Origin of the sequence: Pseudomonas sp. D(2018) (genome assembly GCF_005502555.1) — a bacterium.
In the GTDB taxonomy this organism is placed as follows: domain Bacteria; phylum Pseudomonadota; class Gammaproteobacteria; order Pseudomonadales; family Pseudomonadaceae; genus Metapseudomonas; species Metapseudomonas resinovorans.
Window position 1 is genome coordinate 16,024 of the sequence record NZ_SCOK01000046.1, and the last position, 26,871, is coordinate 42,894.

A 26,871-nucleotide genomic window follows, 5' to 3' on the forward strand; every position below is an offset into this window, starting at 1 on the left:
CATGTCGGGGGCAGTACGTTGTCTTGCAGAGTTGCCACTATTTCATGGTTCCAACGTAAAGCAACTTGGCTTTGTCCAATTGTTGATCTACAAAGCCGGCATCCTGATACCAGGACAGTACCTCGGCTTCCTCATGTCGAAACTGATAGCGCGGAGTAATGTCATCGAAGATGATCAACGAGGCGCTTCCCAAGAAATCTAGTGCCGTTACCGAGTTTGGGCTCTCTGAGAAGAAGTGGCGGTACTTACTAAATCGCAGATAAGGGAACATCAAGAATGCATAGGCATATACAAGAGTCGCTCGAATACCGTTTGGGAGTAGGTAACCAATACCTGCGAAGTGTGTGTCACGAATCCGGTAGTAGAGTTTGTAGAATGGAACTTCTCCCGCAGTTGGGTAGAGCCAGGTGATCATTTTTCCGGCGGGACGAACAAAGGGGGCTACTGCATCAAAGCTGATGCGGGTGTTGTCGGTGTGGTGCATGACGCCGATGCTGTATATGACGTCCATGGACTCTTCCAGGAACGGGAGATGACGAATGTCACCTCTGATTAATATGACGTTTGAAGGAAGCTCCGGGCGGTTGGCAATTTCGAAAACCGACGTGCTGTAGTCAAGTGCGATGACCGTCGCCCCCGAGTATCTATTTGCAAGTTCAATCGCGATATCTCCAGCCCCGCACCCGGCATCCAGAATGATTCCAGGAGATTCCCCGGCGGGAAACAGATCGGAAATATCCTTCGCCCTCCTGGCAATGTTTCGCCCGTAACTCGTCCCTCGCTCAAAGCCCCCTCTACTACGCTTCTGCCATTGGTAAGAAAAGCCACTTTGAGTCTTCTGGTCGTCTACCGTCATCGAAAAGTCGATAACTCCATGGCTGCAAGGATAGACCCTGGAACAGCTCTGGCAGATCAGCGATCCGACTGCCTCGGTGGTTCCACACTCCCTGAGTGATTTCCGGCAGGACGGGCAGCAAAGTATGGTCGAAACCCAATTGAATTTTTCCCGCGAAAAACCGTCAAGCCTTTCCATGTCGCCTCCTGTATCGCACACGAAGTGGCGCACTTGGAACATTGGCACCACCTCTTCCTTTGTAAACTGGCTCGTCGACCAGCTCGAGATCGAGTTCCTGTACCAATGAAACTACTGCGACCTTTATGAAGAGTCGCGCGAAGTTAACCCCTGCGCAGCGATGCGCGCCGCCGCTGAAGCCGATCAAGTAGGGGGGCACGGGCGGAGCGCCAGACTCGCTGTCTAGGAAGCGTTCCGGGCGGAAAGCGTAAGGGTGCTCGAACAAGTCCGAGCGAAGATGGGTGACCGCGGGCGCTGCGAAGATTGTTGTGCCGCGTTTGACGAGGTGTGGGCCGAAACGTATGTCTCGCTTGGCTGTGCGCATCAGGATATTGATTACAGGATGGCGTCGCTCCGATTCCAGAATGACAGCATCAAGGTACTTCATCGACTGGATTACATCCCAGTTCAACTCGTCGATGTTATGGGCAGTTTTCGCGTCGACTATCTCATCAAGCAGTTTCCGTTGGACGTCTTTGTGCAGCAGCAAGTTGACGATGGCCCACATCATCGAGCCGGCGCCTGTTTCCTGTCCGGCCCAGCCCAGCAGTAACAGAACCAGTGCGATCATTTCGTCATCACCACCATAGCGGCTTTTCTCAAGTTCCCGATGGATCCGGACGAATGGATCTGACTCGTCTACGTCATTCCGGAGTTTCTTAGCGCGGAAGCTCAGCATCAGGTCGGTCAGGGTTCTCTTCGCTGTTTGGCTGCGCCTTATGTGTTTGAGTGGCAGCCATGTAGGCAGAACAAGTTCCAAGCCTCCAGAAAACTCGTTGTAGAGTTTGTAGATATCGTCAGATATCATTTCCCTGAAATCAGGCCCCAGGAATACACTTGCGTTGAAGTTGGCAGTCAAGCGTCCTAAAGTGGTGCTAAGTTCCAGTTCGCCGGAGCCTTCGAGAGACTCTATTAGCAAGCGAGCTTCTCTGCGAAGCTTGGAAACGTACGATCTGAGCGAGTCAACCTTGAATAAGGTCTTTACCATCTCCCGCTGCTCAACGTACTGATCGTGAGGGGCGAAGAAGAAAAAGTTGTCGGAAAACATCTTGGCAAAGGAAGGGTATGATTCGCGAATGGATAGTTCCCCATCCGTATGCTCGAACAAAATCCGGTTGTATTCAGGCGAGCAGATGGTGACGATATTCTTTCCCATCATCTTGAACTTGAATATATCGCCATACTTACGGTGTGCGTCGCGCAGAAATTCGCCTGGATTTTTTGAGAATTGCAAAGAGTTCCCGAGCAACAGGCGAGCGCCATCGACACTCGGTATTGAGTGTTCCATGTTGAGTTCCTCGTTCAACTATGTTTCGAAATGACGTACCGATCTATTACAAGATGGTCTATCTGAGAACCCAGGAAAGTTATTAACGCATCTTCGATGCTGTGCACTATTGGCCGCCCCATGACGTTGAGGCTGGTGTTCATCAGCACTGGGATACCGGTGATATCGTGAAACGCCTTGATCAGTCGATAGAACCTGGGGTTTCGCGATTCAGTCACACTTTGCAGGCGCCCGGTGTGGTCGGCATGGCAAACCGCTGGAATCGAACTTCGCTTCTCAGGTCGGATTGTCAACGTGCGCTCCATGTAGGGGCTGTCCTGGTAGTCATGGAAGTATTCATCAGCGTACTCGTCCAGGATTGCCGGCGCGAACGGGCGGAATGACTCCCGAAACTTCACGATGCCATTCACCCGTGCCTTCATCTGAACATCTCGCGGGTCGGCGAGAATGCTTCTATTACCAAGAGCACGGGGGCCGAATTCCGCTCGCCCTTGCATCCACGCAATGATACTTCCATTTGCCAGAAGGCTCCCAACGTGCGCTGTCAGATCGGAATCACCGTCAAAGCGCCTGAAGTTCAGACCGCTGCGGTTATCCAGCATTGCTTCGAGTGGTCGGAGATCGACATCAGAGCCCAGATACGGACTCTGGAAACCTCCTGCTGCAATCGTTTCTTCTTCGAAGTCGCGAGATGCCAGGATGGCTGCGCCGACGGCGTTGCCGTCATCCGCAGGCGCGGAAGGAACATAGAGACTCTTGAATGGCGTACAGGTCGTAAGTCGCCCGTTGTACGACGAATTGAGTGCGCAGCCGCCGGTCAGCACTAGGTTGTCTTCGCCAGTACGCTTGTGTAGTTCAGTGAGCAAGCGGCTGGCGATATCCGAGTAGAACTTTTGGAACGTGTATGCATAGTTGGCCGCCTTCTCGAAGTTCTGCTTGTGGGTCACCCGTTTTTCGAGCAGCCCCAGAAACAACGGTAGCGAGTGTTCAGTGCAATTCACCGTCAGGCCGTCGACCCTGTAGAAGCTTTCCAGCGTCCGATACAACTGCTCATCAAGGCGACCGTATGGCGCCAGGCCCATGATTTTCCACTCTTCGCCGGATACTGCTTCGAAGCCACACGCCAGGCACACCATGATTCCGTAGTACAGGCCAAGGCTGGCGTAGAACTCGATGAGTGGGCCGGAGTAGGGCTCTTTCTCTACTGGAATCAGCTCTCCATCCTTGAAGTGCCAGAAGGCGGTTCCTGTCCCTTCTCCCTGACCATCGAGTACCGCAACGGCAGCGGATCGGAATGGACTGCCATAGGCCGCGAAGGCTGCATGGCAGAGGTGATGATCATAGTGACGTACACCAACGATAGGCTTGCCGAGGCTGGCCGCTGCGCGTACGGTGCCATGGCCGGACAGGTCGATGTTGGGTTGCAGGAAACCGTTCCAGCTATCCAGATGGTAGGCCTGAAATTTTCGAAGGACTTCAGAGTATTCGGTGAAATGCTCAATGCTTTCGTCGAGCAGGGCGTTCTGCCTCCGCCAGATGCTTCCGGCATCAGTGCTCCACGATTTTGCCAGTACGATCTCATCGGCATCGAGATGACGAAGCATAGCGTTTCGTGTGTAGTGATATTCGTCTGGCGCCTGATTGATTGCGAACTTCTTTTGATAATGCCGCTCGGCCGCTTCGGCGAAGCGGATTATACCGTGCTGCATAATTGCAAGTGCACCATCGTGACCAGTACAGGAAAGACCCACAAACGCTTTCGTCATCCTTGATCTCCACTAGTCATCCATTCTTGATGAGACATCATTAGTGCGATTACGGGGGTGATATTTCTTGATTGTTTCCGGATGGGCATCATCCATTTGGACTATATGTGGATCGGATGTTCGGGAACCGAAGCGAAGGTTGCGGACTACTGCTGCGCCGAAATCCTTTTCTTCTGCGCAAGGTCAAGAGCTGTCAGGAACGCTGGCCATCATTGGTGATAGAGCCCTGCAAAGGCTGATCCCTGGTGCCCGGGCCCTGTCGAGCCGATTCATATAGCCGCCAGGAAAGCCGGCATATGGAGGCCATGGCACTGTCGCAGCTTCTCCTCAGTCTGAACGTTTTCACCGCTACGCCAGCTTTGAGCCTGTTCCTGCAGGGGAATAACTCCCTCTTTCGCGCACGCTCTGGTCGGCCGAGGAGTCAAGCGCTTTGTCGTGGTCATGCTGACCTGCTCCTACTGGCGCTGGAAAAAGGGGGGGGGGCCGGAAGAACCGGTAGATCATGCTATGGGACGTAGTCGGGGCGGCCTGACCACTAAGATTCACCAGCGCACCATGAAGCGCAGACCCAAGCCAGGACTACCCCGACTGTTCGATCGTCCGAAATACCGGCAACAGAACTTCATCGAGTGGATGTTTGACTGGCTGAAAGAGAACCGGAGAATCAGCACCCGCCACGACAAGCTCGCCAGAAGTTTTGGCGCGATGGCCACGCTGGCTGCACGCTGCGATGCCTACGGCAGTGTTTTTCGTACAGAACCTCGCGACGCCCAATGGATTTCCTCGCAACGCAGGAGAATGGAGTCGCGCCGGTGAACCGGCGCGACCGTGCGCATCAGAGAATGCTGAGCGGGTACTCGATGAAAGCGCGGACTTCGTTGAGGTCCGGACCTACCTGATTGTCGGCGCGGTAGATGGAGTTGCGCAGCTTGAAGGAGAGGTCCTTGGCCGGGCCGTCCTGCACCACGTACTTGAACTGGTTGAAGATCTCGCGCTCGGTACCGTCGTTCTCGCCGCCGGCGACGATATCGGTGCCGCGCACGTAGGCGAACTTGTAGCTCAGGCCCGGTACGCCATAGGTGCTGAAGTCCAGCTCGTAGCTGGCCTGCCAGGACTGTTCGTCTTCCAGGTTGAAGTCGGAGTAGTAGGAGTTGGCCACGTAGATGGTGCTGCCACCGTCGCCGAAGTCGTAGGCATAGCCGGCATCGCCGGTATTGCGCTGGTGGGCCACGATGAACGCGTGGGCGCCGATGCTGTACTTGGCTGCCAGGCTCCAGAGGGTGTTCTTGTCGTCCTGGCCATCACCGCCGAAGGCCAGCGCGGCCACAGAGCCGTCGTCGTACTTGGTGCGGTAGATGTTGAAGTCGAAGTTCAGCGCCTGCTCATCGCTGAACGGGATGTTGTAGTTCAGGTTGGCGTAGTACTTCTTGTACATGTCCTCCACGTCGGAGTGGTAGAGCGACACACTGAAATCATCACTGACCGCGTAGCTGCCGCCGATCACATCGATGCTCTTCAGGCGGTTGGGGTCGCGCGCCGGGTCGCCCATGGGGCTGTCGCCGGTGAAGCGGCCGACGTTCAGTTCCAGGTCCTCGATTTCCTTGCTGGTAACCAGGGTGCCGGTGAAGGCCTGGGGCAGCAGGCGGCTGTCGTCATGGGCGAGTACGGGCAGGTTGGGGAACTGGTTACCGTACTTGAGCACGGTGTTGGAGACGCGCAGCTTGAGCACGCCACCGGCTTCAGAGAGGTCGTCCACCGGATGGCCGTCGCTGTCGGTATCGAAGAAGGCGCTGTAGTTGCGGCCCCGGCCACTGTCCAGCTTCACGCCGAGCAAGCCGTAGGCGTCGACGCCGAAACCGACGGTGCCCTGGGTGAAACCGGATTCGAAGGTGCCGATGAAACCCTGGCCCCAGGTCTTGGCGTCGTTGGTGCGGTCCTTGAAGTCACGGTTGAAGTAGGCGTTGCGCAGCAGCAAGGTCGCGCTGGCGTCTTCGACGAAGCCCTTGGATTCGGATTGCTCGCTGGCGAGGGCGGGCAGGCTGATGGCGGCGGAAACCGCCAGTGCCAGGGCGCTCAGAGGATTGAATTGCATCACGGGTGCTCCTGATGGTCGCTTTGTTGGTATTGGGATTGGCAGGAATTCAAGGCGCTATCAATGACCAGGAACAGCGACACTGCCCGGCCCTGACAAGCATATCCATTCATTATCGTTCTGGTGGCCGGCTGTGCCGACGCGATGCGCGCAAACAGTTATCACGGTTCGGGTAACTGAAAAAACTGTAATCATCAATTTCATGTATCAATGATATCAATGTTTACGAAATTTACAGTACGGGTATCCTGCGCCTGATGAAGGATGAACTTGCACAATCGTTTGTGTGAGTTGGCAGATGCTTCATCGAGTTACTCTTTGATTTAGGCCGCCTCTTCGGAGGCGGCTTTTTTTATGCGTGTAGCCATGCAGGGGTTGTCTGGATCCTGTAAATGCGATAGGGAGGTTTGCAAAATTGCCCTGAGCATTGACATTCAGCTTAATGTGTTGATTCACATGCATTTTTGACTCCCTGAATACCAATTGGTAACAAGTTGTCAAGCCCCGAAAAGTGCTGTCGGCGGAGTGGATAACAGCTAAATCGAAAGATTCCCATGGGTCGTCATCAATAGTTGCTATCAAGGCGTTTGATTTGGGCGTCGAGGTGAAACCAGTAAACTGGGCCCCGATGAAGATATTGGCCGGACGCACTTTCTGGTCCTCCCCCAAGAAGTGCGATCGGCTGCTCCGCTTCATCATTCCTTTGGTTTTATTTAATGGCCGCCTTGCCCAAGGCGGCCTTTTTTTATTTCTGGAAACAGTCACTGAACGCTCTTGCAGACGCAGGCAAGGTGCAGTTGTTCGCCCGCTGCCAGTATGAAGGTGGGCTCATTGAGGAAATGAGGGCTGTGCCTCACCAGGGTATTGATGTTCGAACCGATCTCGAGTTGACTGCCGTTGAACCCGCCAGGAAAACAGACCATGTCCGTAGCCGAACTCCTGAAGAAGCGCATTTCTGTCCGCGCGTTCAGTGACAAACCCGTCCTTGCGCAACAGGTCCTGGACTTGCTGGAAACGGCGCGCTGGTCGCCCTCGGGGGGCAACCTGCAGCCATGGAAGGTGATAGCGGTCAGCGGCGCCGAAAAACTTGCCGTGGAACGCCTGGCCATGGAAACCCTGGCGCGCAACCCAAGGGGCGAAGCGGGTGACTACCCCATCTATCCGGAAGGGTTGGCCGAACCCTACCGGACACGTCGTTATCGAGTCGGCGAAGACCTCTATGCACTGATGGGCATACCGCGTGAAGACAAGGCCGCACGGCTGCGCGCGGTGGTGCGCAACTATCAGTTCTTCGGAGCGCCAGTCGGGCTGTTCTTCGTCATCGACCGCGCCATGGGGCACGGCCAGTGGGCGCATCTGGGGATGTTCATGCAGTCGTTGGCACTTGCAGCGGAAGAGCAGGGGCTATCGACCTGCATGCAGGAGGCGTGGGCGATGGTGCGCCAAAGTCTGCATCGGCACTTCGGGCTGCCGGAGCAGGAGTTGGTTTATTGCGGCATGGCCCTAGGCTATGGGGATCCGTCGGCGGCGGTGAACAATTTGCGCTCCGAGCGCGCGCCGGTGGAGGAGTTTGCTGTCCTCAAGGGATTTGATTGACGGGGGCCGGGCTTAGCCGTGCGGTCATTTCGGGGCTGTGTTCACGGGAGGGAAGGGTGGAGACATACCCCAGGCGTTATCCGAGGCCCCGATAGCACATCGACTCACTGACGACTTCAGCCTGCAAACGCCATCTGCAACGCCTGGCTGTGTCTAATGTCGAACTCCAGGACGTATCGGTTACCTCCCGAAGTCGCTGACGTATGGCGCACCGCCCAACCCAAGTGATCTGCCACTCGCTTGACGATGGACAAATTCAAACCAGGCCCGCTACTGGTTTCGCCATGAGCGGATGTTGGTCGTTTGAAGGGTCCCCTGTTGGGGGCGTCAACTACCCCGGTCCCGTTGTCCTCGATTGCGATCCCTCCAGCGCTCAAATGTATGGTTATTACCCCCCTTTCAGTGTGCAAGCAGGCATTACGAAGGAGGTGGCTCACCGCAATGGAAACCAACTCCGGAATGGCGGGGACGAGCACGTCATCAGTCGCGATAAACTCGATCTCCACAGGTTTTCCCAGCAGCAGCGGCTGGCAGCGCTGCAGTTCCTGCTCAATCAGCGGGCGCAAGGCTATACGGAAAAGGTGGCTACTCTCGGGCACCCGCGCCAGTTCCAACAAGGCGCCCATTTGTTGGGCGATGTCCGCAGCGTTTTGCCGAATGCACTCGGTCATCGCCTGCAATTTGGGATGATCCTTCAACCGCCGCCTCAGGGCTTCCGCTGCGCCGAGCAAAATAGTCAGCGGACTGCGCAGTTCATGACTGACGTCAGCCGTGAACCAACGCTCGCGCTGGAGGGCCTGGTTAAGTTGATTAGTGCGATCCTCGATCGCACGGGCCAATACGCCGAGCTCGTCAGTTGCATCGAGCCCGGGAAGCCTTTCCTCTCGCTGCTCATCCTGAACTGCGGAGGCCAGTTCGGTCAGGGGCAGAATCACCCTGCTTGCACTGGCCCGCCCAACGAGTAACGCCAATGCGAGGCCGCCCAGAAACGCCAGGCTCAAGGCAATATAAGTGCGGTCTTCAATCGCTTCGAAGTCGCTTTGGTCATCCACGACGGCATAGCGCTGGCCATCCGACTCGCCAATCAACACGTGCAAAGTCCGGCCGTTTAGACGCAACTCATGGATCCCCGAGTTCAAGCTCCGCAAAGACTGTGGCAGCTGCTGACCGACGAAGAAACTCAGGTCACTCGCCTGCAGCTGAGCTGTGCTGTTCAAGCCTTCGGTCCAGAGTTCGGTTACTCGAACCAGGCGCTTATCGATTAGTTGGCTCTCGATCTCCTCGATCACGAAGAAAGCTGAGCCGGCGAATACTCCACCAATGATCGCCGCTAACAGCATAAAGGCAGCGACCATTCGGCCGCGTATCGAACTACGGTTTTTCATCGGTAGCCACCAAGCAACGACCCGTTGCGGTCATGTTGCACATTTTAGGCTGGGCAGCGGAGACGCTGAGCCGTGAGCATGCACCAGGCGATGCAGAGCCACCCACGCAGGATCAACGGTCGCTGGCGAGAACGCTTGCCTCAACGCTTCCCGGATCCCTGCGTCCGAGGGTCCATCGACAGTCGCAGGGATGGCTGGGGGCAGTGGGGCCGTCCAGTTACCGCATCGTTCAAACCACCTGAAGTATCCGCATCATCTCGTGGTCCTCATGGGAGAGGATGTGGCAGTGCCATACATACTGCCCTGACTTGTTGAAGTGGGCTTTTACCCGAACCATCTGGCCCGTGGGATTGCCGGACTCGGGCTCGGGGTTTCCCGGCAACGCGATGACCATGTCCCTGGGGGCCGCCTCGAAGTACTCCGGTCCAACGGGAGCTGGGGCAAAATTTGTGACGAAGGAAATTTCCGGTGCCTCGCCGGTCATACCGTCGTGCTGATGCGTCATCTGCGAGCCGGTGACCTGGTATTCGAATACTTGTCGGTCGAGGATCTCGAAGTTGACCAGATGCAGGTGGACCGGGTGTGCGTCGGCGGTGAAGTTGTAGATCTCCCAGATCTCCGTGGTGTCTACGCCCGGAGTTTCGGTTGTGGGTTGGAACCACGCGTACGCGGTGGCGACATTCGTGGCGTTGAGGTTGCCATCCTTGACGGTGCCCAGCAGAGGCTGGAGCCGCCCGAATCCATCCATGCCTTCGAAGAGTGCGACCCTGCGGGTCGAGGCACCGCCGGATACGCCCGCATAACTGGGGAGGCTGACCGGGTTGAAGGTATCCGGCACCCCGGATTTCGGCTTGACCACATCGAAGGCCATGACCCGGTCGGTTTGGCGATCGTCGAACAGGTCTTCCGGGGCAAGCTCATCACCGAAGGCGCCGCCAAACGGCGTATCGCCCCCGAGGTTTTTCATGATGACACGGCTACCGGCGGGGACCTGCGAGAAGTCGACGACGACGTCATAGCGTCCGCCTGGCTCGAACACCAGGGTGTCGGTCTGGCGCGGAGTGCCAAGTCCCTGATCGCTGCCAATGACCCAGAAGGGCAGAGGTGCGCCTGCGCTGGGGTGCTCCGGATCCGTGACGTGCGTAGCGACTGCTACGAACTGGAGCACCATGAACCGCGAGTCGCAGCCGTTCACCAGGCGCAAGCGATAGTGACGCGGCTCTACATTGGCCTTGGGCCAGATCTTGCCGTTGACGACGATATGATCGCCGAAGAACTCGGCCAGCGCGGTCGGGCCACCGTTGGGGAAGAGTTCGGGAGGTAGTATCGCGCCTTCTCCGGTGATGAAGTCGGCGTAGGCGGGATCGCCCGGAAAGGCCGGATAGAACAACGCGCCCTTCTCGGTGAACATCCGGTCCTGGATGAGATAGGCAAGTTCGTACGGATAGGCGGGGAGGTTCAACGGGTTGTCCTGACGCCCCGTATCGAATTCGTCGCGGACGAAGTACTGGCCCGCGAGGCCTGCATAGACGTTGAGGCGGGTAATGCCCAAGGCATGGTCGTGGTACCAGAGGTGGTTGGCTGGCACAGCGTTGTTGTAGTGGAAGCGGTCGGTGAATCCGCCTTCAACGAAGTCCCACTGCGGCCCTTTTACCGTGGCATAGGGGCTGTAGAAGAACTCGGGATTGCCGTCGAACTGGAAATCGCTGTTCCCGCCATGGAGGTGGGTGCTGATCGGTACGCCATTCTCCCTGACGCTGAACTGCCGGTAGTCGACGCCGTTGGCCGAGTGTTCGCCGTGCAGCGAGTAGCACCAGTGCAGATTGGTATCGAGAGGAAGCAGGTGCTGCCTGCTCTTGAGTTCGTTCCTCCAGCGCACCAGAGTCTCGTCGGCTCCACCCGCCGAGCTGCTGACGACCTGGATGGTCTGGCCCGGCCAGCTCACGGTCTTGTTTCCGTACCCCCAGACCCGGGTCCACAACTTCTTGGCATTCTTCGGGTTGATCAGCCCAGTCTGCTGCTCGGTTTCACTGACGCGAATGTTGAAGTTCGGCAGCTTGCTCGGGTGACCGTCACTGTTGAGGTCTTTGAAAAGGAACGCCGGGTCCAATGCGTTGGGTGCAAGCTCGACGAACTTGGGTTGTAGCGCTGGATCGCTCAGTAAGCCGACATCGGAAAGGAGTGCGACCGCCTGGGCCTGACGTAGAAAGGGGTGGGCGGGAAGCAGATAAGCGCCTGCGGCGAATGCGCTGTACTGCAAGACTTGACGTCTCGTGATCATATCGAAATCTCCCCATGCAAGGGACGAGAGACTGGTGGAGCCCTTATCCGCAATTGGCTGGAGGAAGGGTTGATCACTTGTGGGCCGTGCTGAGGTGTTTCGATTTGACCTGAATCAACAGTTGAGGCTGCGAACTGCAATTGCACGCACGAACGGTGCTACCAGGGGAGCGAATGGTGTCGGGACTCAAAAAACTGAAGTTCTTCTCATCTGCGCGCCAATGACCTCGAAGAGTTTGTAAGAAATGGCAAGGCCACCCTGGCCGGCAACGTCGCGGAAGACGTCAAAAAGGACCTGGCCAAGGAAATCGCACTGGGTGTTAGTGGACTTGCCTATGGCCCCTATAAGGGGGCATCGCGGATGCAGCCGGCCAGATCGTAGCCTGGATGAAATCCGGGAGCGACGATTGGACGTTCCCCGGATTACATCCGGGCTACTGAAAATCCGACTTCATCCTGTAAATCAGGTATTTCGATCTTCACAGGCAGAGTCGATGACTCATGACCATGGTCCGGGTTCTGGACCGCACGCGTACGATGGCGCACAGACAGCCTCCGGCCAGCGCCTCCAAACTGGTTTCCTCGATACAGGTACGAAGTCATTCGTGGAGGTGCAGTCATGGTAGGTGCAATGGTGATTGTCTTGCTCACCCTGTGGGCGCTCGGGCTTATCACGTCGTTCACGCTGGGCGGACTCATTCACATTCTGTTGGTCGTGGCGCTGGCGGGGCTGGTGTTCCTGATGCTCCAAGGCCGGCGATTCTGACGCAGCAGATGACACTGCACCGCGGGTACCGTGGGCGCAGACTGCAAGAGGAGAACTCAAATGCTCCAAACCATTCTGATCGTGTTGCTGGTTCTGTGGGTGCTGGGACTGGTCACGTCCTACTCCATGGGCGGGTTCATCCATATCCTCCTGGTCGCGGCAGTCGTGCTGCTCGTGCTCCAGATAATTCAGGGACGACGTTCATGACCATGACGCAGGAAGATCGGCGATCTTCTCGCAACTAAGGAGCAGTCCCTGGCCTCCAGGGCCTCGCAAAGAGGCCAACCCTCCTGGTGGTCAGGGCTCAACACAGACCACAGGGTCGTTACAGGTTCCAGCATTTCTCCTGGGCAGGCCTCTTCGCCGAGGGCAACGGAAGCTGCCTTGTGTTGCTTCAGGCCGTGCCATCTCCATGCCCCGACGTGTGCGCGGCCCTGTCCTCGGGCCAGGCTCGCAGTTGTGCGGGGCCACAGGGTTGGCAGTGGACTTCGACGTGGTGGTCCTTGCCATCGTCCAACAGGGGCACGCGGCAATCATCCCGCCTTTCGCCATCGAGGCTCACCTGCTGTCCTCCGGGCACGACATCGGTCTGCACCAGGTTGATGTGGTACAGCGTCGAGCCGAAGCGGTAGTCCAGTCTGTACCCCGGCGAGGCTGCCAACAGCACGGGTGCGAAGCGCAGGCTTGTACCCTCGCGGTGCACGCCCAACAGGGATTCGAGGATCAGGCGGAACATCCAGCCAGCCGCGCCGGTGTACCAGGTCCACCCGCCACGGCCTTCGTGCGGAGACACGGCATAGACATCGGCCGCCAGCACGTAGGGCTCGACCTTGTACGCCTCGATGGCGCCAGCGAGGCCATGGCTGATCGGGTTGATCATGTCGAGCAGCTCCCAGGCTCGTGCGCTGTCGCCCATTTCGGCGAAGGCCATGCTCGCCCAGACCGCTGCATGGGTGTACTGACCGCCGTTCTCGCGTACACCGGGGACATAGCCCTTGATATAGCCAGGATCGGGTTGCGAGCGGTCGAACGGCGGCGCAAGCAGCAGGATCAGACGGGATTTGCGCTGCACCAGGTGCTCATGGAGGGAATCCATGGCCTGGCGTCGCCGTTCGGCCGGAGCCGCGCCTGAAAGTACACACCAGCTCTGGGCGATGGAGTCGATGCGGCATTCCTCATTGCCGGCCGAGCCGAGCGGCGATCCGTCATCGAAGTAGGCACGTCGATACCAGGCGCCATCCCAGCCGTGCGTGTCCAGGCTTGCGCGTAGCCGCGCGGCCTGCTGGTTGCAGCGCAAGGCAAAGGGGGTATCGCCATGCTCCAGCGCGGTCACCGCGAACTGCTCCATGACCGCGTGCTGGAAAAAGCCCAGCCACACGCTCTCGCCCGTACCCAGTTCACCGACCCGGTTCATGCCGTCGTTCCAGTCGCCGCCTCCCATCAGTGGCAGTCCGTGGGCGCCGCGTGCCATTCCGCGTTCCAGCGCGCGCAGGCAATGCTGGTAGAGGCTTTCCTGCAGCAGCGAACGCTCCGGCAGGTCGTAGTAGGATTCCTCGCCCGCATTCAGTTCACGTCCTTCGAGGTAGCCGACCCGCTCCTCGAGCACGGACCGGTCGCCGGTCATCCGTACATATCGGCTGACCGCCAAGGGCAACCACAGGTAGTCGTCCGAACAGCGCGTGCGCACGCCGCGGTCCAGGGGAGGGTGCCACCAATGTTGTACATCGCCTTCCAGGAACTGATGGGCTGCGCACAGCAGCATGTGCTCGCGCGCGCTCGCGGGCGCCGTGTGCAGCATGGCCATGCTGTCTTGCAGTTGGTCACGGAAGCCGTAGGCGCCGCCAGACTGGTAGTAACCGCTGCGGGCCAGGAAGCGCGAGGCGATGGCCTGGTACAGCAGCCAGCCATTGAGCAGGAGATCCACAGCCGGCTCTGCCGTTTCCACCCGCACTTGGCCCAGGGTTTCGCGCCAGTACTCGCGCACGGCGTGCAAGGCTGTGTGGGCTGCACCAGTGTCGAGGGCATTGCCCAGCAGGTCCCTGGCGGCCCCGGCGTCCCGCTCGGCGCCCAGGCAGAACACCAGCTCGCGTGAGGCTCCGGGGGCAAGTTCGATGCCCACCTGGAGAGCGGCGCAGGGGTCAAGGCCGCCGCCGCAGTGGCCCAGGAGTTGCCCCTGGGCCATCGCGGCCGGTGCCTGGAGATTGCCGTTGCGGCCGATGAACTCGCTGCGGTCGGCGGTGTGGCTGCGGCTTGGCGGGGCCACCGCGAAGAAGGCCACCCGTCCGGGAAACTCCATTGAGTAGGCGTTACGCGCGAGCAGCGCGCCGCTTCCGCTGTCGAGTTCGGTGACCAGGTGCATGGCGGTCTTGTCCCGCAGGTCGCCCAACACCCACTCGACGTAGCCGGTAACGGACAGTTTGCGGGGGCGCCCGGAAAGGTTGCGGACTTTCAGCAGGGAATACTTGATCGGCGCATCAAGCGCCACGTAGACCCAGAGTTCGCTTTCGATACCCTCTTCGCGGTGCTCGAAGCAGCTGTAACCAAAACCGTGACGTGTCACGTACGGCCCGCTGCCGCGCCGGGGCAAGGGCGTCGGCGACCAGTAGTGGCCGGTCTCGTCGTCGCGCAGGTAGAGCGCCTCGCCGCCGGTGTCTCGAACCGCATCGTTCTGCCAGGGCGTCAGGCGGAACTCGTGGGCGTTCAGGTTCCAGGTGTAGGCGCTTCCACTTTCCGAGATGACGGTACCGAACGCCGGATTGGCCAGCACATTGACCCAGGGAGCAGGGGTGGCGACACCGGGTTCCAGCTTCATCACGTACTCCTTGCCGTCGCGACTGAATCCTCCATAGGCGTTCGCCAGGCACAGAGCGGGGTCGGCGACGCCAGTGGCTGGAACCGGCGGCTGTGTCGGCGGGAGGATGAGGTCCGGGTCGAAGCGCTGCCACGGTGCCTTGGGCTGCCGGCGAAGCACCTGGTCGTGCAGTGTTCCTGCGGTGTCGCTGAGAATGATCCGCGCGACCGCTTTGATCAGGGTGCGATCTTCTTGCGAGAGCTGTTGTGCCGGCCTCACGAAGATCCCGCCGGGCCGGTCGATCAGGTTGGCCTCGGCGCCAGAGGTGATCAGCCCCATGATCAGGTCCTGCAATTTCTGCCGGTAGCCCGCGCTGTCCTCGTTCCAGATCACCAGGTCGACCGCCAGGCCCTTCTGCCGCCAGTAGGCATGGGCCTGCACCAGCTGGCGCACCAGCTCGATGTTGGCCGGATCGGCGATCTGCAGAAGCACGATTGGCAAGTCGCCTGAAATGGCCTGGCCCCAGAGACCGGACTGGTTGCGCTGATTGCTGGTCAGGGCGCCGTTCTTCGCCCGCAGCGCCGCATTGGCATAGAGAATGGACGCGGCCATCTGCTCGTACAGCCAGGCATCTGCCAGGGAGGCGTTGAGCTGGCGCAGCAGCACCTGGCTGTGGGTCCAGGCGAGGTCGAAAACCCGGTCGGCAAGGTGACGGTCGCGGTACTTGTCGATCAGTTGCAGGCAGCCGTCGCGGCTGTCGCTGACGCCGCTGACCAGATCGAGGGTGACGCTCTCGCCTGCATCCAGGGTGATGCGGCAGCGAATCGAGACAATAGGGTCGAGGACGGAGCCGGCGGCGCCACCCAGTGCCTGCGCGTCGGAATCCATGGCCGCCGGGTTGACCAGGCTTCGGCCTCGGCCGATGAAGCGCGCGCGGTCGGTCTCGTAGGAGATGGCATCGATGTCCGCCCCATGGACCGCCAGCAGATGGCAGAACCAGGGTGCCTGCTCCTCGCGCGAACGTGGCCGGCGCGTGCAGAGGATCGCCTGGAGTGGCTCGAGTAGCTCGGTCTGTACAAAAAGATTGCTGAACGCCCGGTGCAACGCATCGCTCATGGCCGGTGCCAGTACCACTTCGGCATAGCTGGTGATTTCGATGCTGCGCCGGGCGCGAGCGCGGTTGGTCAAGGTGATCCTGCGCAGTTCGATGTCATCTTCCGGGGAGACGACAATCTCACTGTGGGCGTCGAAGTCCCGATGGCGAACGCGAAACTCCACACGGGCATCGGAGAAAATAGCTTCGTACTGGTCCGGGCGCTTCAGCGTCGGCTGGTGCGCGGCGGACCAGAATTCACCGCTGGCGATATCGCGCAGGTAACAGAACATGCCCCAGTCATCGCAGGTGGCGTCTTCATGCCAGCGCGTTACAGCCATCTCGCGGCAGCGACTGTAGCCGCCGCCGGCGCTGCTGACCATCACGTGGTAGCGGCCATTGGAAAGCAGTTGCACGGCGGGCTGACGGCGTCCCGGATCTGCGTATATCCGCAGCCTGTTCTCGACGGGACGGGTGGCGGTGCTGCCGGCCTGGAGGTCGTAGGCGTACTGGTACTCCTGCGCGCTCTTGGGCACGCGCTCCTGCAACAACAGGGCACTCGCCTGGAACTGCGGATCCGACTCGAAGCGCTTCTGCATGGGGCGATCGAGCAGCAGGCTGGCCAGTGCCAGCAAACTCATGCCCTGGTGGTGGGCCATGAACGAGCGCACCACTGCAAAGCCTTGTCCGCGGGGCAGGCGCGCCTGGGTGAAATCGATGGCTTCGTACAGGCCATAACGTCCGGCCAGGCCTTGTGTGGCCAGGGCTTGCAGATTCCGGCAGGCCAGCTCGGGAGCTATCAGCAGGGCGAGTGCGGAGGCGTAGGGTGCCACCACCATGTCATCGCCAAGGCCACGCTTGAGTCCCAGGCCGGGAACGCCGAAGGCCCGGTACTGGTAATTGAAGTGGGCATCCAGTGTGTTGTAGCCGGATTCCGATACCCCCCAGGGAAGCCCCATCTGCTGGCCGTATTCGATCTGCCGGGCGACCGCGGCGCAGCAGGTCTGGTCGAGCAGGGTGCCTTCGTAATTCGGCATCACCAGCAGCGGCATCAGGTACTCGAACATCGAGCCGGACCAGGACAACAGGACCGGTACTCCCCGGGTGCTGGTGAGCAGGCGGCCGAGGCTGAACCAGCTCGACTGGGGCAATTGGCCCTGGGCGATCGCCACGAAGGTGCTCAGCCGTGCTTCGGACGCGAGCAGGTCGTAGTAGCTGCCATCCCGGCGGCGTTCGTCGACGTTGTAGCCAATGCAGAACAGGTTGCGCTCGCTGTCATAAAGGAAGCCGAAGTCCATGTCCGCGAAGCCGGCTGCTGCCTCGGCCAGGCGCTCGGCATCGCCGATCCGCGCGGCTGCATGGCGGCGCACTGCGGCCACGCTGCCTCGCACCGTTTCCGGCCACAGGCCGGCGTCGAGTTGGGCGAGTTGGCGCCAGGAGGGCAGGGGCGAAAGGTCTGCGCAGGAGGCCTCAACGTCGGAGCTGGGCAATTGGCAGAGTCGCAACTGGTCGTGCAGGTCCGCGCATTGTGCGCGTAGGGCTTGCAGCCAGAACGCGGCATCGCTGTCGGGCGCGGCTTCGCTGGCCGTTGCCAGATCCTCCACGCCATCGCGCAGTGTTTGCAGGCAACCACAGGCTGCTGCCAGCGATGTCGGCGGTTCCGCCAGTACGGCATCCAGCAGGTCGCGAAGCCTGCGCAGGGCAGGCCTCGCGTGCTCTTCGTCGGCGCAAGCGACTTCCAGTACGGCAAGGGTGTCTTCGAGACCACGCAACTGGTTCGCTTGGAACGGGCTGTCGTCCGCCAGCGCCAGAAGTCCGGGGCCCAGGGTCAGCAGCATTCCCGCCAGGTTGCCGCTGTCCACGGTCGACACATATTGCGGGGCCAGGGGCTGCAAGGTCTGGGTGTCGTACCAGTTGTAGAAGTGCCGGCGGTGCCGGTCGAGACTCGCCATGGTGGCCAGGGTGTGTTCGCAGCGCTGTAGCAGGCGTGTCGCACTGAGGTAGCCGAAGTCATAGGCGGCCAGGTTGGCCAGGAGGGCCGCGCCTATGTTGGTCGGTGATGTGCGGTGGGCGAGGGTAGGGGTGGGGTGCTCCTGGAGGTTGTCGGGTGGCAGCCAGTTGTCCTCGGGGGCGACATGCTGGTCGAAGAATGCCCACGTCTGGCGCGCCAGGTTGCGCAGAAAGCGCAGGTCTTCCGCCGCTGGAGCGAAGTGCTTGGGTGTCGACGGCCTGCTCAGTCTCCAGGCGATGGCGGGGCTGGCCAGCCACAGCAACAGCAGGGGGGCGGCCGCCGCCAGGGCCACGGGTTTCATCAACAGCAAGGCCACGAGCAACAGGGCCAGTGCCGGGCCGATCCACATCATCCGGTACAAGCCGCTCAGTTGGTTGGTGCTGGTGCGCTCGACCTCCCGTGAGGGGCTCCACTGCAACAGCCAGGATTTGCTGACGTACATGCGCCATAGGGTGCGGAGGATGGCGTCGAGGCTGTAGTGGCTTTCATGGGGCAGCCAGGCCAGGCTCAGCAAGGCGCGGGAAAAGTGCTGGGAGGAGGTGCGCAGGCAGGCTGTGAGGTGCTGCCCCAGCGACATGTCGTGGGGTTTGCGCAGCAGGTCGAGCAATGATGCGAGCAGCGGCGTGAGCATGCCGATAGCGAGTATCGCCAAGGTCCAGGCCAGCGGCTGGTCCACAAGAAGCCAGCCGGCCAGGAACATCGACAGAAACGCCGCGGGTTCGAGGCTGCGCCGCAGGTTGTCGGCGATCTTCCAGCGCGACAGGGCATCAAGATGGTTGCGCTCTTGGCGCCCTTGGGCGTTCGGCGCCCAGGGGAGGGTCCAGGGCAACAGTTGCCAGTCGCCGCGTATCCAGCGGTGGCGGCGCTTCACATCACTGCTGTAGCGCGACGGAAATTCCTCGTACAGCTGCACATCGCTGAGCAGCCCGGAACGCGCGAAGCAACCCTCGATCAGGTCATGGCTGAGGATCCGGTTATCCGGGAACTGGCCGTTGAGGGACCGCTCGAAGGCATCCACCGCGTAGATGCCCTTGCCGATGAACGAGCCTTGTTGGAACAGGTCCTGGTAAACGTCCGACACGGCGCGGGTATAGGGGTCGACGCCGGCATCGCTACCGAGCAGCTGGGCATATACGGAGCGCGCCGTGCTCGGCAGGCTGATGCCCACCCGTGGCTGCAGGATGGCGTACCCACCGATGATGCGTGGCCGACGGGGATCGAACCGGGCGCGGTTGAGCGGGTGAGCCAGGGTGCCGACGAATTGCCGCGCGGCATCACGCGGCAGCTGAGTATCGGTGTCGAGGGTGATGACGTACTGCACCTGCCGGAGGATGTCGATCCTGCCGACGATCAGGGCGAAGCGATCCAGGCCGGTACCGCGCAACAGGGCGTTGAGTTCGGAGAGCTTGCCACGCTTGCGCTCGAAGCCCATCCAGGTTCGCTCAGCCGGGTTCCAGCGACGCGCACGATGGAACAGGAAGAACCGGTCCACCGCCGCGTCGGGGTACTTGTGGTTCAGCGCCTCGATACACTCCCGCGCCAGGGACTGCAGTTCGACGTCCTGCTCCTGAACTTCGGTGTCGGCGTCCAGGAAGTCGCTCAGAAGGGCGAAATGCAGGTTGTCGTCGCGGTTGGCCAGGAATCGGACCTCAAGGCCTTCGCACAGCTCGTCGATGTCCTTGGCGCAACCGATCAGGGTGGGCACCACCACGAGGGTGCGCGCCTCGGGGGGGATGCCTTTGCTGTAATCCAGCCGTGGTAGTTGGTGAGGCGTCACCGTCAGGGTGACCAGCCAGTTCACCAGGCTGACCGCCAACCGGCTCGCCATCAGAGCGGCGGACAGCGCCAACAAGGCCACTGCAATGGTAGGCAGCCCGCTGGCCAGCGCCCAATGGATGAAGGGCCAGGTCAAGCCCAGTGCCAGCGCTATCACCGGGCCCAGATAGAAGAGCAGGGGGGCGCTCCGCAATAAGCGTTCCCAGCGTTCCTGGAGTGTCAGGCGCACGCCCAGGCGCTGTTCGAGTTCAGACCGTCCGTTGTCGACGAGGTAGTAGCCAACGTGGCCGGCGATCGCCTCGGCCGGTGCGCGGCTTGCCAGCTCGAGGGCGATACGGGCAACGGCTGATTCCGAGTGTTCGCAGCGCTTGGCCAGGTGTTCGACCACATGCCGATAAAGGTCCCGGGTAGCGAACTCCATGGTGCTGTACACGCCGGACGGGTCCTCTTGCAATGACTGCTCGACATGGCTCATGGCTTCGACGAAGTCACGCCAGTTGGTTGCCGACAACAGGCGCAGGCTGGCAATGCTGTTGCTGACGGCTACCTGGTCGGCGGCTTGCTGCTGGGCATCAGCCGATACCAGGCGCTCGATGCTCAGCCCCGATTCGGCCAGATGCTGTTCGATCCAGCTCAGCGGCAATGCCAGCGCCGCGCTCTGACCTTGCAGGCGGCGGGCCAGTTCGGCGACGAAGGAGCTGGTCATCGGCGGCGAAGCGCGCGCCATGTCGGCCACTGTCAACACGACGCTCTTCGGGTCCTGCTCGGCGGTCTCGGCCAACCGGTCCGCCCAGTCATCGGCCAGGTTGCGGTCATCCCAGTTGGCCATGACCCGCGAGGCCACGCGGCGCAGGTTCTCGATCAGCGCCAGGCGCAGCATGATGGGAATGGCCCAGAGCTCGCCGAGCTTGAGTGGCGTCGTCGCCTGGTAGGCGCTGACGAATCGACTGAGGCTGTCGCAGTCCACCCGTCCATCTCCGTGGGAAATGGTCTCCAGGGCGATGTCATAGACCCGCGGCAGCCCCTCGGAGCCGCCGGCGGCCAAGTGCGGCAGCTCCCGGCAGTATCCGGTCGGAAGGTGTTTCCGGGCGGTGCGGATCTGCTCTTCGATGAGGTAGTGGTTGTCCAGCAGCCATTCCCCGGCGGGCGTAATGCGCCGGCTCGACAGCGCGGCAGCCGTAAGAATCCTGCAACTGCTGGCGAGGGTCGTTTCGTTGTCGGCCAGCCGCTGCAACAACCCGTCCGGCGTCTTGAGCGGGCTGAGCCGGTGCAGCCCAGCGAGGAGAGGGCCATGCTGCTCCATCTGTTCCGCGCTGAAGAGGTCAGAGCGCAAGTCGGGCTCATACTCGAAATGTCGGAAGGCCATCCGCCAGCGCGAGAGCAGGGCGTTGAGGCTGGGTAGCCGGAGCGATGCCAAGGTACGCAAGATATTCATCGCGGTAACCGCCAGTAGCGTCGAAATGCTCGTGCGCATGCCCGGCTCCTGGGGTCACGGCACGCAGTGCCGCAACCCCATCGTGCAGCTACCCGGGCCACGTGCTGTGCAGAGTTGCCTGATCGAGTCTGGGAGGAGAGTCCACGGGCGTCTGTCTGCTAGCGCACATAGCTGGACGTTGCGCCGTTGGCCGGTCGGGCGGGGATACCCAGCGCATTATCCGGAACGTGACGTTCGAGTAAGGGTGGCGCTCTCGTTTCCATCGAACGTTGCGAGAGCGCCGATTTCCGCGTGCAGCCGGCTGTGACGTCCTGCGCAAGTGGGGGACGCCGCGTTGCCGCTGCAGGGCGAACTAGGGTTTCAACTTGACGGGCTGGACGAGCGCCTCTTTGCCGTCGGACAGCAGCCAGGCCACCAATGAAGCCGGTTCCGAAGCGCTGGCATTGCGGGTGATGCGGTGCAACTGCATGGGGCTTTCGTACCAGGCGTCGCCTGCCTTGAAGCGTTGCGGAGGTTGGCCGTCGAGGGCAGATTCCACTTCACCACTCAGCACCACCACAAAGACGTGTCCGGGGTGGCGATGGGGCGTCGAGGTGGCGCCAGGGGCAAAGTCCACGCGAAGCGCGGTGGCCGTCCTGTATAGCTGGGGCGGCAGTGTGGTCTGCGCGACCGGCGTGACGATTTCGTCTCCGGCACCGCCGCTCCCGTGGGCCAGGGCAGCGGTACTGAGCAACCCCATGAAGGCAATTCCGATGGTCTTGGCGAGCAGGTTCATTGCGCCAACTCCGGCTGCATCGCAAAGCCGACGCCGAAGCGGTTCCAGGCGTTGATTGCGGCAATCACGAAGGTCAGTTCAGCCAGCTCCTGCTCGGTGAACACGGCGGCCACCTGTTCGTAGATCTCATCCGGCGCATGACGAGTGGCAACCAGAGTCAGCGTCTCGGTCCACAGCAGGGCGGCACGTTCACGATCGTCGAAGAACGGCGTTTCCTTCCAGACGCTAATCGCCATAAGACGCTGGAGGCTTTCGCCTTCCTTGGCCGCATCGCTGGTGTGCATGTCGATGCAGTAGGCGCATCCGTTGATCTGAGAAGCGCGAATCCGTACTAGCTCACGCAGGGAACGCGGCAGCACCGATTCGGATGCGGCTTTCTCGAGGCCCATCATGGCCTTCATGGCTTGCGGGGCGGCTTGGTAGTAGTTGAGGCGTTTGGAACTCATCGCTGAACTCTCCAGAGTGGCCGAAGGATTTCGGCTCTGGAGTGCACTTTATTGGTCGGAAATTCGTGGATAAACTAGCTTTCATCGTTTTCATTGTGCGGAAATCAGGACAATCATGGCCTTCGATCGATTGGAAGCAATGCGTGCCTTCTGCCGGATCGTGGAGGTGGGAAGCTTTACCCGGGCAGCGGAGGCGTTGAACGTAGCGAAGACCACCATCTCCGGCCAGATTCAGGGGCTGGAAGCGTTGCTGGGTGTGAAGCTGCTGCACAGGACCACGCGACGAGTCACACCGACCACTGATGGTGCCGCCTATTACGAAAGGGCTCGCTCTGTACTGGATGACCTCGACGAACTTGAGGCGTCGGTTGCCCAGAGTCGCAGCGTGGCACGTGGCAGGGTGAGGGTTGAGATGCCTTCTGGCGTCGCGACGTGTCTTTTCATTCCTTCACTACCGGAGTTCACCGCACAACATCCGCAGATTCAGCTGGATATCGGGTGCAGCGAACGAGTGGTCGACCTGGTCCAGGAAGGCATCGACTGTGCTTTCCGCGGTGGCCCGGTCGCAGATCAGGACCTGGTGTGTCGCCCTGTGGGGCTGATGCGCTTCTGCCTCTGTGCTTCGCCTCTGTACCTGATGAACGCCGCGCCCATTCTCAAGCCCGACGACTTGCTGCATCAGCGGTATCTCGGCTTCACATTTCCCGGCTCAGGCAAGCAAATGATCCCGATACTGCGGCGAGGCGACGACAGCTTCAGGATCGAACAACTGCCGGCAATGCGGTTCAACAATGGCGGCGCATACATCTCGGCCGGTATGGCAGGCCTTGGCATCGTTTCGGTGCCACGCGCGGAGGCGAGTCCCCATTTTCAGTCGGGGACTCTGGTTGAGGTCCTGCCTGGCTGGGAGATGGATGGCATGCCGATCAGCCTCGTGTATCCCCCGACACGGCATTTGTCTGCGCGGGTCCGCGCCTTTGCGGAGTGGGGAGCAGCGCTAATGGCCAACGATCCGCTCTGGACGATGAAACGCTAGGTCCAAGGCACCTACACATGCCATAGATTTAACATAATATAGATTATACGTATTTATAGGTCCTCACAGCTGTGTCGTTCTCGCCAACATTTTCCAGGCATCCACTACGCATAATCGTAGATTCTGTTCACTTCATGGCCTCAAGGCGTCTGTTGATACCTCTCAATGATGCGAAATCTGACTTTTGAATTCAGTAATCCCTTTCGATCAGTGACTTACGAGATATCGACACGGCCTCCGGTCTATCTTCGTTAGCCTCGGTGATTTTTAAATCTGAAACTGCATCTCCTCCAAGCAGATGCAACTCCTCTAAGCGTAGATGCAGGTGAATAGTCCCCCGGAAAACCCTCCGGGCGCGCGTGCTATGAGCTTGAAACGACCTGCGCCAGCTTTCTTGGCTATCCGTTACCTCCTCACGCAGCAGCCGGTGTTTCTATCAGTGAGCTCATTGAGCGGGTCCAAGTGTAGATATGGTTCGCTGGATTCTCAGGTTACGCGTTAAAAGGTAGCGGCGGGCAGCGCTGCGGGAACAGCTAGCGCTTCTTAGCTAGCTGAAGTGCCGAGGGGCTGCACACAGACTCTCATTTACAAAAGTCACGACGAATCCATTGAGCTTTGAAATCTAAAAGAAAATTCGATGCTATTTCTCTGAGTGCGACTTTTAAAAGTCAAACACGTCGAGTCGCTCTAACAGCAACCTTCTCCATACGCAGATGGAGTCACGAATGAAATATCCGATAACAGCTAGACCCGGATATTGCATTACACCCACCGAAAGCCCATGCTAGACACATTCAGCCGGACCGCATCGAGGATCATTTCCCAGCATGGCGCAAACTCCACAGCCGCTTTTCGATACCTTCGATCGCTTTCACGACCTCAATTTCCTACACCTGAGTGGCGAACTTCCCGTGGTTCGCGAGTTTCTCCAGAGCTTTCCCGAGGAAAATCAGGCTGCCGAGGGCTATCGCGCGGTCCGTTCCTTTCTCAAGTCCTATGGCGGCAATGAAGCAACCTTCAATTCATATCGGACGCACGTTGAGCGGCTGCTGCTCTGGTCGCTGCTGGTAACGCGTAAACCCCTGCTGGAGTTGCGTCGCCGAGACGCTGAGGCGTTCATGGAGTTCTGCCTCAATCCCCCGGCCGACTGGATCGGCCCGGTGGTCAAGTCCCGCTTCGTGCGAATCGGAGGCAGGAAGAAGCTGGAGTCCGATAGCTACATACTCAACGGCGAATGGCGCCCGTATAGCTCCACCATTGCCAAGCGCGAACGCAAGATCGCCGCTGAATCTGTCACTGCCCTTCCCTCCCGGGCCTACCGCATGTCCCAGGGCTCGGTCGCCCAGGTCTTCGCCGTCTGCGGCAGTTTCTTCCAGCACGCCATTGATGAAGGGCTCACGGAGGTCAATCCGTTCCGGGCCGTGAAGCAGAAGTCCATCTACAAGCAGCGCAATACCCTCGATGTCGCCTCACGCTCGCTGACCCAGTTGCAGTGGAGCTACGTCATCGAGACAGCGGAAATCATGGCCACCGACGACCCCGTACATGAACGCACGCTGTTCATCGTCGCCACGCTATTCGCCTTGTACCTGCGGGTTTCGGACCTGGTCGGGCGGGATAACTGGACGCCGACCATGGGCGACATCCGCCGCGATAGCACCGGCAACTGGTGGTTCCATGTGGTGGGCAAGGGCAACAAGGCTGCGAAGATCAGCATCCGAGATGACTACATCCAGACCTACTTGGCGCGCTATCGCCAGCACCTGCAGCTGCCTCCCCTGCCCTCCGCCCACGAGAAGACGCCACTAATCAGCACTCTGAAGGGGCGCGCCGGGCTGTCCGATCGGCATATCCGATTGCTGTTGCAGAACGTGTTCGATCGTTCTCTAGTGCGGATGGCCGAAGAAGGTTGGAGCGACGATGAGATCGATCAGCTGCGCTCAGCGTCCCTGCACTGGCTGCGACATACATCCGCGACTTTCGATGCGCCGCACCGCGACATGAAGGACCTGCAGGCCGACCTGCGGCACAACAGCCTCAGCACCACGCAGAACACCTACTACAACTCACTGGACGAACAGCGAGCGCATTCGGTTAAAGGGCTGAAACTAAAGCGCTAGTACTGCGCGGTAGAAGTCCTCGGAAGTAATTCTTCTGCCAAATTCGGAAGTAATGAGCTGACAAGCAGGAAACTCTCCTTGTCACTTATTTGGTTCCGGGGCAGCGACTTCATACGCGTGATCCCAATACCCGATTCCAGTCACGCCCCAGCAAATCTTGGCAGGCTTGCGGCGCACCACCGAAGCAGCGATTAGACACGACGGCCATTTCGCCTTCACTGTGGTAATGGACTGGCTGACTATCCTGATCAAGCAGGACGCCTCCACTGGCACGCAGCAACGCGTGACCAGCGACCACGTCATGGGCCGACACCGGATACAGCGAGACGGCGCAAACCGCATCACCGGCCGCGACTCGCGCCAGGCGGTAGGCAATACTTGGCATCGCATGAAACTGAGCGGGCGCACAGAGCTCAGCGTTTACCTGAGGTTTAGCCTCGGCACCCGCACTCACCATGACCATGACCCGCTCACTTAGTCGCTGCTGACGGAGGTCGTTCACGACGGGTTGGCCATTGCGCAACAGGTGCGGCAATCCCTCGGCCCACGCGATGCAGTCAGCGCCACGATCTGGCGTAACCGGCGCATGCACGACACCCAGTACCGGCTGTGCATCTCGCAAGAGCCCGACCGAGATGGCCGAGCCTTTTCGGCCCTGCAGGAAGTCGCTGGTGCCGTCGTTGGGATCGATCACCCAACACCATGAGTCTCCGGTCAGGACATGCCCGGTTTCCTCGCCCCAGAAGTCGCAGGGCAAGAGTTGTAATAACGCTTCACGCAGTTGTTGCTCGATCTCAACGTCCACGGGTGCCTTGTCACCATGACCGCGCGGCCCCTCAGCTCGGTCCCATTCGGCAGATAACAGCCTCCCGGCCTGCAGCACCTGAACCACTACGGGGTCGAGTAAGGTTTTGAGGTCGGGCTGGAGCATAATCAGAGCCTGTATAGCGTTAGTGAGGTAGGCCCCAGTGCTGGAGGCGAAAGGAATTATCCTATACATCCACACGCAGTTGGCTGCTGGCAGCTGCTATGTAGTGGTCAAGTTTTGGTGGACACCGGGATAAGGGATTTCAGGTAGTGGCCTTCTCGTAGTCGGCTGGCGATCGATAGCCGAGGGTGGAGTGCAGCCGGTGGGTGTTGTAG

The 26,871-nt window shown here is 60.0% G+C and carries 16 protein-coding genes and 1 pseudogene; 6 read left to right on the forward strand and 11 right to left on the reverse strand.

What is annotated here, in order from left to right:
* Positions 1-37: 37 nt before the first annotated feature.
* The 3 genes from FFS60_RS22760 to FFS60_RS22770 are packed head-to-tail and all read right to left on the reverse strand — an operon-like array spanning position 38 to position 4,126.
* Positions 38-1,033, reverse strand: a complete 996-nt coding sequence (locus FFS60_RS22760; protein ID WP_171016560.1) for a methyltransferase domain-containing protein — start codon at positions 1,031-1,033, stop codon at positions 38-40.
* Positions 1,020-2,360, reverse strand: a complete 1,341-nt coding sequence (locus FFS60_RS22765; protein ID WP_137823221.1) for a cytochrome P450 — start codon at positions 2,358-2,360, stop codon at positions 1,020-1,022. Before FFS60_RS22765 ends, FFS60_RS22760 begins: the two co-directional genes overlap by 14 nt.
* Before the next feature lie 14 nt (positions 2,361-2,374).
* On the reverse strand, positions 2,375-4,126 hold the full coding sequence (locus tag FFS60_RS22770; RefSeq protein ID WP_137823222.1) for a carbamoyltransferase C-terminal domain-containing protein: 1,752 nt from the start codon (positions 4,124-4,126) through the stop codon (positions 2,375-2,377).
* A 451-nt stretch (positions 4,127-4,577) separates the two neighbouring features.
* Between FFS60_RS22770 and FFS60_RS22775 the strand changes: the two are divergent.
* Positions 4,578-4,887 (forward strand): annotated as a pseudogene (locus tag FFS60_RS22775) (IS5/IS1182 family transposase); the annotation flags it as partial.
* A 74-nt stretch (positions 4,888-4,961) separates the two neighbouring features.
* Here the strand turns inward: FFS60_RS22775 and FFS60_RS22780 are convergent.
* Positions 4,962-6,218: an OprD family porin gene (locus FFS60_RS22780; protein ID WP_137823223.1), complete on the reverse strand. Its 1,257-nt coding sequence runs from the start codon at positions 6,216-6,218 to the stop codon at positions 4,962-4,964.
* 303 nt (positions 6,219-6,521) lie between these two features.
* A complete protein-coding gene (locus FFS60_RS22785; RefSeq protein WP_137823224.1) occupies positions 6,522-6,983 on the reverse strand; it encodes a hypothetical protein in 462 nt (153 codons plus the stop codon).
* A gap of 156 nt (positions 6,984-7,139) precedes the next feature.
* On the opposite strand from FFS60_RS22785, the gene FFS60_RS22790 reads away from it, so the two are divergent.
* Positions 7,140-7,814, forward strand: coding sequence for a nitroreductase (locus FFS60_RS22790; RefSeq protein WP_137823225.1), 675 nt, complete (start codon positions 7,140-7,142; stop codon positions 7,812-7,814).
* Between the two features lie 116 nt (positions 7,815-7,930).
* Here the strand turns inward: FFS60_RS22790 and FFS60_RS22795 are convergent, their stop codons facing one another.
* A complete protein-coding gene (locus FFS60_RS22795; RefSeq protein WP_137823226.1) occupies positions 7,931-9,199 on the reverse strand; it encodes a HAMP domain-containing sensor histidine kinase in 1,269 nt (422 codons plus the stop codon).
* A 229-nt stretch (positions 9,200-9,428) separates the two neighbouring features.
* A complete protein-coding gene (locus tag FFS60_RS22800; protein WP_137823227.1) occupies positions 9,429-11,480 on the reverse strand; it encodes a multicopper oxidase family protein in 2,052 nt (683 codons plus the stop codon).
* 618 nt (positions 11,481-12,098) lie between these two features.
* Between FFS60_RS22800 and FFS60_RS22810 the strand changes: the two genes are divergently transcribed.
* Both FFS60_RS22810 and FFS60_RS22815 read left to right on the forward strand, forming a co-directional pair.
* A complete protein-coding gene (locus tag FFS60_RS22810; protein ID WP_137823228.1) occupies positions 12,099-12,245 on the forward strand; it encodes a lmo0937 family membrane protein in 147 nt (48 codons plus the stop codon).
* 60 nt (positions 12,246-12,305) lie between these two features.
* Entirely contained in the window at positions 12,306-12,452 is a 147-nt protein-coding gene (locus FFS60_RS22815; RefSeq protein ID WP_137823229.1) for a lmo0937 family membrane protein, read from the forward strand.
* Positions 12,453-12,639: 187 nt separating this feature from the next.
* On the opposite strand, the gene FFS60_RS22820 is transcribed toward FFS60_RS22815, so the two are convergent.
* The 3 genes from FFS60_RS22820 to FFS60_RS22830 all read right to left on the reverse strand — a co-directional run bounded on the left by FFS60_RS22820 (position 12,640) and on the right by FFS60_RS22830 (position 22,572).
* Positions 12,640-21,351 carry a GH36-type glycosyl hydrolase domain-containing protein gene (locus FFS60_RS22820; RefSeq protein WP_137823234.1) on the reverse strand — a complete coding sequence of 2,904 codons (8,712 nt, stop codon included), beginning with the start codon at positions 21,349-21,351 and terminating at the stop codon, positions 12,640-12,642.
* Positions 21,352-21,703: 352 nt separating this feature from the next.
* Positions 21,704-22,126, reverse strand: coding sequence for a cupin domain-containing protein (locus tag FFS60_RS22825; protein WP_028628310.1), 423 nt, complete (start codon positions 22,124-22,126; stop codon positions 21,704-21,706).
* On the reverse strand, positions 22,123-22,572 hold the full coding sequence (locus tag FFS60_RS22830) for a carboxymuconolactone decarboxylase family protein (protein ID WP_137823230.1): 450 nt from the start codon (positions 22,570-22,572) through the stop codon (positions 22,123-22,125). Before FFS60_RS22830 ends, FFS60_RS22825 begins: the two co-directional genes overlap by 4 nt.
* Before the next feature lie 115 nt (positions 22,573-22,687).
* Between FFS60_RS22830 and FFS60_RS22835 the strand changes: the two genes are divergently transcribed.
* Together FFS60_RS22835 and FFS60_RS22840 are read left to right on the forward strand one after the other, a co-directional pair.
* Positions 22,688-23,608, forward strand: coding sequence for a LysR family transcriptional regulator (locus FFS60_RS22835; protein ID WP_137823231.1), 921 nt, complete (start codon positions 22,688-22,690; stop codon positions 23,606-23,608).
* 827 nt (positions 23,609-24,435) lie between these two features.
* Entirely contained in the window at positions 24,436-25,728 is a 1,293-nt protein-coding gene (locus FFS60_RS22840; protein WP_171016561.1) for a site-specific integrase, read from the forward strand.
* A 109-nt stretch (positions 25,729-25,837) separates the two neighbouring features.
* Here FFS60_RS22840 and FFS60_RS22845 read toward each other — a convergent pair whose 3' ends face one another.
* Entirely contained in the window at positions 25,838-26,659 is an 822-nt protein-coding gene (locus FFS60_RS22845; RefSeq protein ID WP_137823232.1) for an inositol monophosphatase family protein, read from the reverse strand.
* Positions 26,660-26,871 lie beyond the last annotated feature (212 nt).